Origin of the sequence: Streptomyces pseudovenezuelae (assembly GCF_001513955.1) — a bacterium.
Lineage (GTDB): Bacteria > Actinomycetota > Actinomycetes > Streptomycetales > Streptomycetaceae > Streptomyces > Streptomyces pseudovenezuelae.
Genome location: NZ_KQ948145.1, coordinates 1,013,909 through 1,027,055, shown reverse-complemented (window position 1 = coordinate 1,027,055; position 13,147 = coordinate 1,013,909). Strand labels below are relative to the sequence as shown.

The following is a 13,147-nucleotide window of genomic DNA, read 5'->3' as shown; positions in this document are numbered from 1 at the left end:
AGCGGTGGTGAGGGTCAGGAGCAGGTGCAGGCCGTCAGAGCTTCTCGGGTGTCCTGATGCCCAGCAGGGCCATGCCCTGGTGGAGGGTGCGGGCTGTCAGGTCGCACAGGAACAGGCGGTTCTCGACCTGGGGCGGGGTGTCGGCCTTGAGGACCGGGCACTTGTCGTAGAAGGACGTGTACAGCGAGGCCAGCTGGTACAGGTACGCCGCCAGCTTGTGCGGGGCGTACTCCGCGGCCGCCTCGAAGACCGTGGTGCCGAATGCGTCCAGGTGCAGGCCCAACGCCCGCTCCGGCTCCGTCAGTTCGAGCTCCGGGTGGGCGGTCGGCCGTACCTCTCCCGCCTTGCGGAGGATCGACTGGATACGGGCGTACGCGTACTGGAGGTACACGGACGTGTCACCGTTCAGCGAGACCATCTGGTCCAGGTCGAACTTGTAGTCCCGGCTGGGGGACGTGGACAGGTCGGCGTACTTCACCGCGCCGATGCCCACCTGCGTGGCCCGCTCCTGGATCTCGTCCTCGGTGAGGTCCTGCGCCTTCTCCCGGACGACCTCGGCGGCCCGCTGCACCGCCTCGTCCAGCAGGTCCTCCAGCCGTACCGTCTCGCCCTCACGCGTCTTGAACGGCTTGCCGTCCGCGCCGAGGACCGTGCCGTAGCCCATGTTGTGGGCGGTGACCTCGTCGGTCAGCCAGCCCGCGCGGCGGGCCGCCTCGAAGACCATCTTGAAGTGGAGGGACTGACGCACGTCCACCACGTAGAGGAGGGACGTCGCGTGCAGGTCGGTGACGCGGTTGCGGATCGCCGTCAGGTCGGAGGCCGCGTAGCCGAAGCCGCCGTCCGCCTTCTGCACGATCAGTGGCACCGGCTGGTCGTCCTTGCCGCGGATCTCGTCGAAGAAGACGACCAGCGCGCCCTCGGAGCGGACCGCCACCCCCATCTCCTCCAGGAGGCGGGCGGTCTCGGGCATGCCCTCGTTGTACGCCGACTCGCCGACGATCTCGTCGTCGCGGATCTCCATGTCCAGCTTCTCGAAGACCGAGTAGAAGTAGACCTTCGACTCGTCCACGAACTGCTGCCAGAGGTCCAGGGTCTCCTTGTCACCGGACTGGAGGGCGACCACCCGCTTCCGGGCGCGCTCCTTGAACTCCTCGTCCGAGTCGAAGACCATCCGGGACGCCTTGTACACCCGGTTCAGGTTCGACATGGCCTGCTCGCCGTCGACGTCGGCCGCGGGGGCCAGCTCGCCGGGGTTCTCGACCAGGTACTGGATCAGCATGCCGAACTGGGTGCCCCAGTCGCCGATGTGGTGCCGGCCGATCGTCTTCTCGCCGGTGAAGTCGAGCATCGCGCGCAGCGCGTCGCCGATGACGGCGGAACGCAGGTGGCCGACGTGCATCTCCTTCGCCACGTTGGGCTGGGCGTAGTCGACGACCGTGATGCCCGGGTCGGCGGCGTGCGGCACGCCGAGGCGGCCCGTCTCGTCGGCGTAGCGGGCGGCGAGGTTGTCCGTGATCGCCCGGTCCGTGACCGTGATGTTCAGGAACCCGGGGCCGGACACCTCGACGTCCTTGATCACGTCACCGGTGACGATCCGGGAGACGACCTGCGTGGCCAGGTCCCGCGGGTTCACCTTGGCCTTCTTGGCGAGCGCCAGGATGCCGTTCGCCTGGAAGTCGGCCCGGTCGCTGCGTCGCAGCAGTGGGTCCGCGGAGGCCTCCGGCAGGGTGGCGGAGATCGCGGAGCCGAGCTGCTGGTTGACGGAGTCGCTGAGGGACGTGACCGGGGCCATGGGAGTGGGTGCCGTTCTCCTCGGGGGATCAGATAGACACCGTCAGTATCCCATGGGGGGTAAAGCGGTTTTCTCCGGTGCGGGGCCGTCTGGGAGAATGGGGGCGTCCATCAAGCCTTCAGTAACTTCAGTCAAAGAGGACGTGCCGATCGTGGGTCAGAGCGCTGAGACCACCGACTGGGTCTCCCGTTTCGCGGATGAGGTCATCGAGGAGTCGGAGCGTCGGGCCCCGGGCAAACCGGTCGTCGTCGCGTCCGGGCTGTCGCCCTCGGGACCGATCCACCTCGGGAACCTCCGCGAGGTCATGACCCCGCACCTCGTCGCGGACGAGATCCGGCGCCGGGGCCTCCGGGTACGGCACCTGATCTCCTGGGACGACTACGACCGGTACCGCAAGGTGCCGGCCGGCGTCGCCGGGGTCGACGAGTCGTGGGCCGAGCACATCGGCAAGCCGCTGACCTCCGTGCCCGCCCCGAAGGGGTCCGCCCACCCGAACTGGGCCGAGCACTTCAAGGCCGCCATGGTCGACGCGCTCGGCGAGCTCGGTGTCGAGTTCGACGGGATCAGCCAGACCGCGCAGTACACCTCCGGGGTCTACCGGGACCAGGTGCTGCACGCCATGGCGCACCGCGCGGACATCGACGCGATCCTCAACCAGTACCGGACCAAGAAGGCCCCGGCGAAGAAGCAGCAGAAGCCGCTCGACGAGGCCGAGGTCGAGGCCGCCGAGGGGTCCGGCGCGGCCGCCGAGGACGACGGGTCCTCCGGCTCCGCCGGCTACTTCCCGTACAAGCCCTACTGCGGCAACTGCGAGAAGGACCTCACCACCGTCACCTCCTACGACGACGGCACCACCGAGCTGTCGTACACCTGCAACGCCTGCGGGTTCTCCGAGACCGTCCGGCTCAACGAGTTCAACCGCGGCAAGCTGGTCTGGAAGGTCGACTGGCCGATGCGGTGGGCCTACGAGGGTGTCGTCTTCGAGCCGAGCGGCGTCGACCACTCGTCCCCGGGGTCGTCCTTCCAGGTCGGCGGGCAGATCGTCGGGATCTTCGGCGGCAAGCAGCCGATCGGGCCCATGTACGCCTTCGTGGGGATCTCCGGGATGGCGAAGATGTCGTCGTCGCGGGGCGGGGTGCCCACGCCCGGTGACGCCCTGAAGATCATGGAGCCGCAGCTGCTGCGCTGGCTCTACGCCCGCCGCAGGCCCAACCAGTCCTTCAAGATCGCCTTCGACCAGGAGATCCAGCGGCTCTACGACGAGTGGGACAAGCTGGACGCCAAGGTCGCCGAGGGGGCTGCCCTGCCGGCCGACGTCGCCGCACACGCGCGTGCGGTGGGTACAGCCGCCGGCGAGCTGCCCCGGACGGCGCGCGTGCTGCCGTACCGGACGCTCGCGTCCGTCGCCGACATCACCGCCGGGCACGAGGACCAGGCGCTGCGGATCCTCAGCGAACTGGACCCCGACAACCCGCTGTCGGCCCTGGACGAGGCCCGGCCCCGGTACGACAAGGCCGAGGCCTGGATCAACACCCAGGTGCCGGCCGACCAGCGGACCATCGTGCGCGACGAGCCCGACGCCGAGCTGCTGAAGTCCCTCGACGAGGCCTCCCAGCAGTCGCTGCGGCTGCTGCTCGACGGACTCGCCTCGCACTGGTCGCTCGACGGGCTCACGCACCTCGTGTACGGCGTGCCCAAGGTGCAGGCCGGGTTCTCCGCGGACGCCACGCCCAAGGAGCTGCCGGCCGAGATCAAGACCGCCCAGCGGACGTTCTTCGCCCTGCTGTACCGGCTCCTGGTCTCCCGGGACACCGGGCCCCGGCTGCCCACGCTGCTGCTGGCCGTCGGCCAGCAGCGGGTCCGGGCGCTGCTCGGGGAGTAACAGGCGGCACGGAAGAGGGGCCCTCCGGTGCGGAGGGCCCCTTCTCATGTCCGGGTCGCTCAGGCGATGTGGTCTTCCTGGAGCTCCGCCGTGTGGCGGTTCGTGAAGCGGTTCACCATGCGCTCGGCGTCACGCTGGGAGAGCACGACGCCGTACGTCGCCTCCACGTCGCCCCTGAGCTGGCCGGGGGAGGGGTAGCTGCCGTCTATCGACTTCTTGAAGACCTGGTAGAAGTCTTCCTCCGTCGGCTCGGGCGGGCCGCCGCCTTCACCCAGCTCGCGGGTGCGGCCCGTGGTCACGGGGATGGGGAAGCTGCCGGTCTCCTCCATCGAGGGTTCCCCGGAGGGCTCCTCGTACTGGATCTGCTGGAGCTCGTACTGCTCGGCTTCCAACTGCTCCTCGTACCAGCGGTTGTACTGCTCCGCGGGGTCGTAGTCGGGGTTGTAGCCGCCCTGGTACTCGACCTGCTTGGGGGTCTCGAACCACGGGCTCTGGTCGGGGTCGGGCTCCGGCTCAGGCTGGGGGACGGACTGCGGCGGGACGGGAGCCGCCACCGCGGGACGACTGTCCGCGGCCACGGCACGGGCGGCCGCGGGGAGTTCGGCGTGCTCCGGAGCCGGAGGCAGCAGCACCGGCTCGATGCCCGCCGCCGCCAGACCCGCCGGAGCCGTCTCCGCCAGCGGAACCCCGTACCGGGCCAGGCGGAGCGGCATCAGCGACTCCACCGGCGCCTTCCTGCGCCAGGCCCGGCCGAAGCGGGAGTGGAGACGGGCCTGGTAGACCAGACGGTCCTGTTCGAGCTTGATGACCTGCTCGTAGGAGCGCAGCTCCCACAGCTTCATGCGGCGCCACAGGAGGAACGTCGGGATAGGGGAGAGCAGCCAGCGGGTGAGGCGGACTCCCTCCATGTGCTTGTCCGCCGTGATGTCCGCGATCCGGCCGATCGCGTGCCGGGCCGCCTCCACCGACACCACGAACAGGATCGGGATCACCGCGTGCATGCCCACACCGAGCGGATCCGGCCAGGCCGCCGCGCCGTTGAAGGCGATCGTGGCGGCCGTCAGCAGCCACGCCGTCTGCCGCAGCAGCGGGAACGGGATACGGATCCACGTCAGAAGCAGGTCCAGGGCCAGCAGGACACAGATACCCGCGTCGATACCGATCGGGAAGACGTAACTGAAGTTCCCGAAGCCCTTCTGGAGGGCGAGTTCACGGACGGCCGCGTAGGACCCCGCGAAGCCGATGCCGGCGATGATCACGGCACCGAACACGACCACGCCTATGAGAACGCGGTGCATTCGAGTCAGCTGCATGGGCGCGGACACCCGTACTCCCCTCCCTGTACGTGTTGTTGCGCGCACCAGAGTGGCACATATGTGCTGCGCACGGATGGCCGGTACGTGCCGTCAGTTCTACTTCAGCTCTTCTTCGCGGCCGACTTGGACGGAGATGCCGACTTCGACGCCGACCCCGTGGCCGACTTCGACGGGGACGCGGACTTCGACGGGGCCTTCGAACCCGACGCGGACTGCGAGGGAGCCGCGCTCGCCGCACCCTCACCGTTCGCCGCCGACACCGAGGACACCGCCTCCTTGGCGGCCTGCTCCGCGAGCTTCGCGAGGCCGTCCGAGCTCGGCGCCTTGTCCCCGGCCAGACCTGCGCCGTTGTAGTCGACCGTGACCACGACGTTCTCCACGCGCGTGACGACCGTCTGCTGCTTGAAGGCGCCTTCCTTCTTCTTCAGGTCGTAACGCACCAGCGTCGCCGCGTCACCCGTCCCGGAGACCGCCTGCGACTTGGCGTTCTTCGCACCCGCCACCGACTGGGCGTCCTGGATCTGCTGCTCGTAGTACTTCGCCGCCTGCGCCTCGCCCGTACCGCGCGAGGTGTCCGACTCGAAACGCAGCAGCGAGACGTTCAGCCAGCGGAACTGGGAGCCCTTGACCCCGTTGTTGTCGAGGCTGCTCCAGGAGCAACTGCCGCGCGTACCAGCCTCCGACGTGCCCTTCTTGCCGGACTTCGCGGCCTTGGGCACCAGCGACTTCAGGGTCTTCGAGGACAACACCCCGCACGACTCCGGAAGCGACTTGTACGCCGCCGCCTGCACGGTGGGCGACGCGCTCGGGGAGGCCGGCACCGTCGCACCGGCGCCCGCGGCCTTGTCGCCACCGCTGCCGGAGCCGGAGTCGCCGGAGTCGGAGGAGCAGCCGGCGGCGATCAGCATCACCGGGACTGCGGCCGCGCAGACAAGGACGCGGTGAAGACGCTTCACTTGCTGAACACCCTGGTCACGCTCTGCTCGTCGCTGCATGGTTCCTTCACTCATGACGCTTGTGGTTCCTGCCGTCGGATCGGGTCCGAGGGGCCACGGTACGCGGTGAGGATGCCGTGCGGTCCAGCTTCGAATGCCTTGTGCGCATGAGTGAGGGGTGTGTGCAGAGCGCTCAGCCGGACAGCGACCCGGCCAGCTGGGAGGCCAGTTTCCGGGCGTTGTCCTGCATTTCCTTGCTGTCCGGCGTGACGCCGATCGTCGTCGGCTGCTCCTCGTACTCGATGGTCACGATCACGTTGGACGTGCGGAACGCCACAGTCACCTTGCGCTGCTGGGCCGTCGAACCCGAGCCGCCCAACGCGTCGTCCAGGAAGGCCTCGTCGCCCAGATCGTCCAGAACGCGGGGCTGGACATCGGCCGGGGTGGCCGACGCCGAGCCGCTCGGACTCGCGGAACCGCTCGCGGTGGCCGTGGGAGAGGAGGTGGGGCTCGCGGACCCGCTCCCCGTCACGTCCGAGGTGGCACCGGCCGTCGCCGCCGGCGGCAGATCGGCCTTCTCCTCGGTCTGCGCGAAGAGCTGCTGCGCCTGGCTGTCGTCGCTGACCGCGTTGTCGTACGACACCACACGCTCGAAGTCGACCGAGAGGTACTCGGTGGCGTCCGTGGCCTCCACCTTCCAACGGCAGCCGACCTTGCGGTCGGTGTCGTAGGTGAGCGTGGCCTCGCCCTCGTAGGCCCGGGCGCGCTGATCCGCGTCGGCGATCTGCTGGATGCCGGGCAGGAGCGTGTCGAGGGTGCTCTGCCCGACCACCCCGCAGGCCTCGGGAAGGGTGCGGTACTTGCCGGGCTGGGCGGCGACGGAGGCGGTGCCGGCGTCGCCCGGGTTGGCGTCGTCCGTGGTGCCGTCGCCGCCGGAGCTGCCGGTGCAGCCGGCCAGCAGCGCCGCGAGGAGGGCGGCGACGCCGGGTACGTAGGCCTTCCGCTGCACGGTGGGGCTCCTCTCGGAATGTCTCCGGCTCGTGGGGATCTCAGTGTCCCCGCAGGTTATTCGCTTGCCGCACGGGGACGTCCCCTGCAGACAATGTGTATCGCACGCACTGCCGTGAACGCCGGTCCGTCATCCCATACGTCGACCTTGGCGCCGGTTTTGCGATATGAGACTTCTGTTGGCTTTACGGGGGAATGAGGGCGATATGTCGTACGTGGAGATGCCGGGCGCCAAGGTCCCGATCCGTATGTGGACCGACCCGGCGACCGTCGAGGACGTGGCCCTGCAGCAGCTGCGCAATGTCGCGACCCTGCCGTGGATCAAGGGCCTCGCCGTGATGCCGGACGTGCACTACGGCAAGGGCGCGACGGTCGGGTCCGTCATCGCGATGCAGGGTGCGGTGTGCCCGGCCGCGGTGGGCGTGGACATCGGCTGCGGGATGTCGGCGGTGAGGACCTCGCTGACGGCCAACGACCTGCCCGGCGACCTGTCCCGGCTGCGGTCGAAGATCGAGCAGGCCATTCCGGTGGGCCGCGGGATGCATGACAGTCCCGTCGAGCCGGGGCGGTTCCACGGGCTGGCGACCGGCGGGTGGGACGACTTCTGGGGGCGGTTCGAGGGGGTTGCGGAGGCGGTCAAATTCCGTCACGAACGCGCTGGAAAGCAGATGGGAACGCTTGGATCCGGCAACCACTTTGTCGAGGTGTGCACGGATACGACCGGTTCCGTTTGGCTGATGCTGCACTCCGGCTCCCGCAACATCGGCAAGGAACTCGCCGAGTTCCATATAGGTGTCGCCCAGAAACTCCCGCACAACCAGGGGCTGGTCGACCGCGACCTGGCCGTCTTCATCGCGCGGACTCCCCAGATGGAGGCGTACCGCAACGACCTGTTCTGGGCGCAGGAGTACGCCAGGTACAACCGCACGATCATGATGGCGCTCCTCAAGGACGTGGTCCGCAAGGAGTTCAAGAAGGCCAGGCCGACCTTCGAGCCGGAGATCAGCGCACACCACAACTACGTGGCCGAGGAGCGCTACGACGGGATGGACCTGCTCGTGACCCGCAAGGGCGCGATCCGGGCCGGTTCCGGCGAGTACGGCATCATCCCCGGCTCCATGGGGACGGGGTCGTACATCGTGAAGGGTCTCGGCAACGAGAAGGCCTTCAACTCGGCCTCGCACGGCGCCGGTCGGCGCATGAGCCGCAACGCGGCCAAGCGGCGCTTCTCGACCAGGGACCTGGAGGAGCAGACGCGGGGCGTGGAGTGCCGCAAGGACTCCGGCGTCGTGGACGAGATCCCGGGCGCCTACAAGTCGATCGACCAGGTCATCGACCAGCAGCGGGACTTGGTGGAGGTTGTGGCGAAGCTGAAGCAGGTCGTGTGCGTGAAGGGCTGAGCCGCTCTCACTTCGGGGCGTGCGTCACCGCGTAGATCATGACGAACGCCACGATGTGGATGCCGAAGAGGAAGTAGGCGAGCCACCACCACATGTGGCGTTCGTCGTGGGGGTCCTTGGGGTCCTTGCGGTCCGGGGTCACAGGTCTCGGTGGACCTTGCTGTTGGAGGCTTGGGCGCGGGGGCGCAGGACCAGGAGGTCGACGTTGACGTGGCTGGGGCGGGTGACCGCCCAGGTGATGGTGTCCGCCACGTCGTCCGCCGTCAGGGGTTCGGCGACGCCCTGGTAGACCTTCTCCGCCTTCTCCTGGTCGCCGCCGAAGCGGGTCAGGGCGAACTCGTCGGTCTTGACCATGCCGGGCGCGATCTCGATCACGCGGACGGGGCGGCCGACGATCTCCAGGCGCAGGGTCTCGGCGAGGACGTGGGCGCCGTGCTTGGCGGCGACATAGCCTCCGCCGCCCTCGTAGGTGCCGTGGCCGGCGGTCGAGGAGACGACGACGATCGTGCCGTCGCCGCTCGCGTCGAGCTTGGGCAGCAGGGCCTGGGTGAGGTTCAGGGTGCCGATGACGTTGGTCTCGTACATGGTGCGCCAGTCGGCGGGGTCGCCGGTGGCGACGGGGTCGGCGCCGAGGGCTCCGCCGGCGTTGTTGACGAGGACGCCGACCGTCTTGAAGGCCGTCGCGAACTCGTCGACGGCCGCGCGGTCCGTCACGTCCAGCTGGTAGGCCGTCGCCTGGTGGCCGGCCGTGTTGATCTCCTCCGCGAGCGCCTCGATGCGGTCCTTGCGGCGGGCGGTGAGCACGACGCGGTAGCCGGCCGCGGCGAGCTGCCGTGCGGTCGCCGCGCCGATTCCGCTGCTCGCCCCGGTGACGATCGCGATCCGGGACGCGGGGGACGGGGCGGCGGATGCCATGGCTGCTCCTCGTGCGGGCGGGGGTACGGGCTCCCGCCAGGATAGGTCGGCCGCGGTCGGGGGCTCCGGGCGGTCCGGATCGCGGAGCCGGCCCATGACCGCACGCGGCGACGACCTGCGTACGGCCGCTCAGTCGCCCCGCGGGGCGTACATGATCACCGCCATGCCCGCGAGGCAGATCAGCGCGCCCGCGAGGTCCCAGCGGTCGGGGCGGTAGCCGTCCGCCGCCATGCCCCACAGGATCGAGCCGGCCACGAAGATGCCGCCGTACGCGGCGAGGATGCGCCCGAAGTGGGCGTCGGGCTGGAAGGTGGCGACGAAGCCGTAGGCGCCGAGGGCGAGGACGCCGCCCGCGGTCCACATCCAGCCGCGGTGCTCCCGTACGCCCTGCCAGACCAGCCAGGCGCCCCCGATCTCGAAGAGGGCGGCCACGACGAAGAGGGCGACGGAGCGGGCTACGGGCATGGGGTCCAGCTTCGCACGCCGGTTCGCCGGGACCCGTGTCACCTGTTGGAGGGCGCCTGCGGTTCGCCGTACGTGGGATACATCCCTGCGACCGCGGCGGTTCGGGCGGCTGGAGCGAGGAGTGGGTGGCATGCGGGGTCTGCGGGTGTGTGCGGTGGCGGGTGCGGTGGCCGCGATGGTGGCGGGCGGGGGTGGTACGGCGGTGGCCGGGGCGCCCGGGCCCGAGGCGGATCTGGCGTATCACGGGGCCGCGTCCATGGCCGGGGGGCGGGTGGACGTGCGGTTCACCCCGCGCAATCACGGGCCTGCCGCGGTGCCGGACGCGACCGTTCGGCTGCAGTGGTCCGAGCCGCTGGTGAACGAGCAGACGCTGCCCGAGGGCTGTGCGCGGTCGGCGGAGCGGGTGGTGCTGTGCCGGGTGGGGGCACTTGCGGCGGACGGGGTGGGGGAGCGGGTCGCGATGCGGGTGCTGCTGCGGGGGGCGCCGTCGGAGGTGCTGCTGGAGATCGACACGGTGTGGAACGGGGGGACGGTGGACCGGAACCGGGAGAACGACCGGCAGCGCGTGCTGGTGCTGGACAGCGGCGACGAGTACTACTTCTGACGGCGCTAGCCGGGGGTGCCGTCGTAGCGCTCGCGGGCCTCGTGGACTTCCTCGATGTGGGTCTCCGCCCACGCCTTCACCGCGGTGAGCAGGCCGGCCAGGCTGCTGCCCAGGGGGGTGAGGGCGTAGTCGACGCGGACCGGGACCGAGGGGGTGACCGTGCGCGTCAGGATGCCGTCGCGTTCCAGGGCGCGCAGGGTCTGGGTGAGCATCTTGGGGCTGACACCGGCGATTTTGCGGCTGAGGTCGCTGTAGCGCATGGGGCCGTTGGAGAGGGCCGCGACGACGAGGCTGACCCACTTGTCGCTGAGCCGGTCCAGGAGCTGGTTGGTGGGGCAGCCCTTGATGAACGCGTCGTACTCGACGCGTGCCTGCTCGCGCCGCTGGGCCGCCGTCAGGGTCGGCATGGCTCACCTCCGGGGTATGTAGGCACCTTCAGGTAACTACTTACCAATGGATAGTAGCTCTTCCTAGGGTTGCTGCAGCGGCGGGGATACCGCCGCGAACAGTGACGAACAGGGAGTTGTCAGTCATGCGTGCAGCGGTGGTGAGGACCTTCGGCGGACCCGAGGCCGTGGAGGTCGTGGAGAGCGAGCTGCCCGAGCCGGGGGCCCGGCAGGTGCGGATCAAGGTCGCCGGGGCCGCGCTGAACCCGGTGGACCTGGGGGTGCGGGCCGGTTTCTTCGGCGGGGCGGGCAAGCGGGTCGGGCTCGGCTGGGATGTCGCGGGGACCGTGGACGCGGTGGGCGTCGGGACGGTGTGGAGCGTCGGGGACGAGGTGGTGGCGCTGCACGGCGGTGTGGCCAAGGCGCTGGGCACGCACGCCGAGTACGTCGTCGTCGACACGGACGCGGTGGCCAAGGCGCCGGTGACGGTCGACGCGGTGCACGCGGCGACGCTGCCGCTGAACGCGCTGACCGCCGTACAGGCCCTGGATCTGCTGGAGTTGACCGAGGGACAGTCGTTGCTGGTGACGGGGGCGGCGGGGGCGGTCGGTGGGTTCGCCGTGCAACTCGCCGCGCGCCAGGGGGTGTCGGTGACCGGGCTGGCCCGGGAGGCGGACGAGGAGTTCGTACGGTCCCTGGGGGCCGCGCAGTTCACGACCACCGCCGCTGCCGGGACCTTCGACGCCGTGCTGGACACGGCGGTGCTCGGTGAGGCGGTGCTGGAGCGGGTGCGGGACGGGGGCGCCTATGTCGGTGTACGGCCCGGGGCGCATCCGGCGTCGGTGCGCGGGGTGCGGACGGTGTCCGTCTCGGTGGGCGCGGACGGGGCGCGGCTCGCCGAGCTGGCGGGGCTGGTGGACGAGGGAGCGCTGACGCTGCGGGTGGCCGAGACGTACGCCCTGGACGCGGTGTCCAAGGCGCACGCCCGGCTGGAGGAGGGCGGCATACGGGGGCGGCTCGTGCTGGTGCCCTAGGGCCTGGCGTTTGGATCAGCCCGGCGTCGCGGGGTCTGGAGTCGGCAGAAAAGCACCGCACCTCACGGCCGGCCTGATCCAAACGACAGGCCCTGGCAACCGGCCCGCCGGACGGTCCCGTGGCGGTCTCAGCCCAGCGCCAGGGCCGCGACCACGGGGGCCGCGTAGACCAGCGGGAACGGGATGTGGCTGTACCAGTGGGCGCGGGCCACGGTCACGGCGGCTCCGGTGAAGTAGAGGACCAGGCCGATGCCGGCCGCGAGGCCGACTTACGGCACGAAGAAGCCGGCCAGGAGGCCCAGCGCACCGGCGATCTTGGCCGCGCCGAGCAGGTTCCACCACGTGCGGGGGACGCCGTAGTCGGTGAGGGCCTTGACGATCCAGTCGGCGCGGGTGAGGACGACGGTGCCGGAGTAGCCCGCCATGGCGGCGGCGAGCAGGGTGACGACGGTGTGGGCGACGGACATGAGTGGCTCCTTCGAGCTCCGGGTCATCGGTTTCACGGGGTTGACCCGGGGCGGAGCGGGAGTGTGACAGCCCGGCCGGTTTTTTTCCGGGCCGCTTCAGCCCGCGGCCGCCTGGGCGTACGCCGTCGGCGGGACCCCCACCGTCGCGGTGAAGTCCCGGACCAGATGGGCCTGGTCGGCATAGCCGAGGCCGACGGCCAGGGCGGCCCAGTCGACCTCGCCGCGGGTGCCGGCGCGTTCCAGGGCCTCGTGGATGCGGTAGCGCAGGATGACCCACTTGGGGCTCACACCGACGTAGGCGGAGAAGAGCCGTTGCAGCGCGCGGACCGAGAGTCCCGCCGTGCGGGCGAGGTCGTCGACGCGGCGGGCGGTGCGGTCCTCGTGGACGCGGTCGACCAGGGCGGTGGCGAGGTCGGCCTGCGGGTCGGGGGCGGCGGGGGCGAGGGGGAGGAGGAAGGCGTCGAGGGCGGCGACGCGGGCCTCGTCGGTGGCGGGGGTCAGCACGGAGCGGGCGGCGGCGGGGGTGGCCTGCGGGAACACCTCCCGGGCGGGCAGTACCCGGCCCGTCCAGTGGGAGACCGGGTGGTCGGGGGCGTACGGCCGGAAGCCGCCCGGGCGGAACTTCACCCCGCAGACCCGGCCCCGGCCGGTGAGCTTCCTGGTGTAGAGGCCGCCGGGGATGCCGGTCAGCTCCGCGTAGGGGGACCCCTCGTCCTGCTGGAAGGTGAGGTGGACGGACGGGTGCGGGACGACGTGGGAGACGTAGGGCTCGGGCAGGTCCCAGTCGATGAACCAGTACCGCTCGACGTACCGGCGCAGCGGCTCGGCGGGCTCGTGGCGGCGGAACCGCACCCGGGTCAGCAGCCCGGCCGGGTCGACGATCCCGCGGGTGTCGCGGCGGGGGGCGGCCATGAGGGGATCGTACGTCCGGGTCGGGTGTCGC

General features: G+C 70.5%; 13 protein-coding genes and 1 pseudogene. 4 read left to right on the top strand and 10 right to left on the bottom strand.

Features of this window, described 5'->3' with window-relative positions:
• Window positions 1-34: 34 nt before the first annotated feature.
• The gene (gene argS / locus AQI94_RS12065) at window positions 35-1,792 is read right to left on the bottom strand and encodes an arginine--tRNA ligase (RefSeq protein WP_031057074.1); all 1,758 of its coding nucleotides are present in this window, start codon (window positions 1,790-1,792) and stop codon (window positions 35-37) included.
• 142 nt (window positions 1,793-1,934) lie between these two features.
• Between argS and lysS the strand changes: the two genes are divergently transcribed.
• The gene (gene lysS / locus AQI94_RS12060) at window positions 1,935-3,674 is read left to right on the top strand and encodes a lysine--tRNA ligase (RefSeq protein WP_031057076.1); all 1,740 of its coding nucleotides are present in this window, start codon (window positions 1,935-1,937) and stop codon (window positions 3,672-3,674) included.
• Between the two features lie 59 nt (window positions 3,675-3,733).
• Here the strand turns inward: lysS and AQI94_RS12055 are convergent, their stop codons facing one another.
• The 3 genes from AQI94_RS12055 to AQI94_RS12045 form a co-directional block, all read right to left on the bottom strand.
• Window positions 3,734-4,987: a DUF2637 domain-containing protein gene (locus AQI94_RS12055; RefSeq protein WP_199814386.1), complete on the bottom strand. Its 1,254-nt coding sequence runs from the start codon at window positions 4,985-4,987 to the stop codon at window positions 3,734-3,736.
• Between the two features lie 104 nt (window positions 4,988-5,091).
• Complete coding sequence (locus AQI94_RS12050) at window positions 5,092-6,000, bottom strand: DUF3558 domain-containing protein (protein ID WP_199814387.1); 909 nt, start codon at window positions 5,998-6,000, stop codon at window positions 5,092-5,094.
• 118 nt (window positions 6,001-6,118) lie between these two features.
• On the bottom strand, window positions 6,119-6,934 hold the full coding sequence (locus AQI94_RS12045; protein WP_031057083.1) for a hypothetical protein: 816 nt from the start codon (window positions 6,932-6,934) through the stop codon (window positions 6,119-6,121).
• Window positions 6,935-7,139: 205 nt separating this feature from the next.
• Between AQI94_RS12045 and AQI94_RS12040 the strand changes: the two genes are divergently transcribed.
• Complete coding sequence (locus AQI94_RS12040; RefSeq protein ID WP_031057084.1) at window positions 7,140-8,333, top strand: RtcB family protein; 1,194 nt, start codon at window positions 7,140-7,142, stop codon at window positions 8,331-8,333.
• Window positions 8,334-8,340: 7 nt separating this feature from the next.
• Here the strand turns inward: AQI94_RS12040 and AQI94_RS46220 are convergent, their stop codons facing one another.
• The 3 genes from AQI94_RS46220 to AQI94_RS12030 all read right to left on the bottom strand — a co-directional run bounded on the left by AQI94_RS46220 (window position 8,341) and on the right by AQI94_RS12030 (window position 9,713).
• Window positions 8,341-8,475 carry a hypothetical protein gene (locus tag AQI94_RS46220; protein ID WP_263973301.1) on the bottom strand — a complete coding sequence of 45 codons (135 nt, stop codon included), beginning with the start codon at window positions 8,473-8,475 and terminating at the stop codon, window positions 8,341-8,343.
• Entirely contained in the window at window positions 8,472-9,248 is a 777-nt protein-coding gene (locus AQI94_RS12035; RefSeq protein ID WP_031057087.1) for an SDR family NAD(P)-dependent oxidoreductase, read from the bottom strand. The genes AQI94_RS46220 and AQI94_RS12035 overlap by 4 nt, the downstream gene beginning before the upstream one ends.
• Window positions 9,249-9,377: 129 nt before the next feature.
• Window positions 9,378-9,713, bottom strand: coding sequence for a YnfA family protein (locus AQI94_RS12030; protein ID WP_031057089.1), 336 nt, complete (start codon window positions 9,711-9,713; stop codon window positions 9,378-9,380).
• A 130-nt stretch (window positions 9,714-9,843) separates the two neighbouring features.
• Here AQI94_RS12030 and AQI94_RS12025 point away from each other — a divergent pair, with 130 nt between their 5' ends.
• Entirely contained in the window at window positions 9,844-10,317 is a 474-nt protein-coding gene (locus AQI94_RS12025; RefSeq protein ID WP_031057091.1) for a hypothetical protein, read from the top strand.
• 5 nt (window positions 10,318-10,322) lie between these two features.
• On the opposite strand, the gene AQI94_RS12020 is transcribed toward AQI94_RS12025, so the two are convergent.
• A complete protein-coding gene (locus AQI94_RS12020; RefSeq protein WP_031057094.1) occupies window positions 10,323-10,724 on the bottom strand; it encodes a winged helix-turn-helix transcriptional regulator in 402 nt (133 codons plus the stop codon).
• 125 nt (window positions 10,725-10,849) lie between these two features.
• Here AQI94_RS12020 and AQI94_RS12015 point away from each other — a divergent pair, with 125 nt between their 5' ends.
• Entirely contained in the window at window positions 10,850-11,737 is an 888-nt protein-coding gene (locus AQI94_RS12015; protein ID WP_031057095.1) for an NADP-dependent oxidoreductase, read from the top strand.
• Between the two features lie 128 nt (window positions 11,738-11,865).
• Here AQI94_RS12015 and AQI94_RS12010 read toward each other — a convergent pair.
• Window positions 11,866-12,204 (bottom strand): annotated as a pseudogene (locus AQI94_RS12010) (DoxX family protein).
• Between the two features lie 96 nt (window positions 12,205-12,300).
• Window positions 12,301-13,116, bottom strand: coding sequence for a helix-turn-helix domain-containing protein (locus AQI94_RS12005; RefSeq protein ID WP_062229713.1), 816 nt, complete (start codon window positions 13,114-13,116; stop codon window positions 12,301-12,303).
• Between the last annotated feature and the right edge of the window lie 31 nt (window positions 13,117-13,147).

What these genes read in the sequence shown, in the direction of transcription:
- argS (WP_031057074.1), bottom strand. Translation starts at nt 1,792, where the DNA reads ATGGCCCCGGTCACGTCCCTCAGCGACTCCGTCAACCAGCAGCTCGGC.
- AQI94_RS12055 (WP_199814386.1), bottom strand. Translation starts at nt 4,987, where the DNA reads ATGCAGCTGACTCGAATGCACCGCGTTCTCATAGGCGTGGTCGTGTTC.
- AQI94_RS12050 (WP_199814387.1), bottom strand. Translation starts at nt 6,000, where the DNA reads ATGAGTGAAGGAACCATGCAGCGACGAGCAGAGCGTGACCAGGGTGTT.
- AQI94_RS12040 (WP_031057084.1), top strand. Translation starts at nt 7,140, where the DNA reads ATGTCGTACGTGGAGATGCCGGGCGCCAAGGTCCCGATCCGTATGTGG.
- AQI94_RS12035 (WP_031057087.1), bottom strand. Translation starts at nt 9,248, where the DNA reads ATGGCATCCGCCGCCCCGTCCCCCGCGTCCCGGATCGCGATCGTCACC.
- AQI94_RS12030 (WP_031057089.1), bottom strand. Translation starts at nt 9,713, where the DNA reads ATGCCCGTAGCCCGCTCCGTCGCCCTCTTCGTCGTGGCCGCCCTCTTC.
- AQI94_RS12025 (WP_031057091.1), top strand. Translation starts at nt 9,844, where the DNA reads ATGCGGGGTCTGCGGGTGTGTGCGGTGGCGGGTGCGGTGGCCGCGATG.
- AQI94_RS12020 (WP_031057094.1), bottom strand. Translation starts at nt 10,724, where the DNA reads ATGCCGACCCTGACGGCGGCCCAGCGGCGCGAGCAGGCACGCGTCGAG.
- AQI94_RS12015 (WP_031057095.1), top strand. Translation starts at nt 10,850, where the DNA reads ATGCGTGCAGCGGTGGTGAGGACCTTCGGCGGACCCGAGGCCGTGGAG.
- AQI94_RS12005 (WP_062229713.1), bottom strand. Translation starts at nt 13,116, where the DNA reads ATGGCCGCCCCCCGCCGCGACACCCGCGGGATCGTCGACCCGGCCGGG.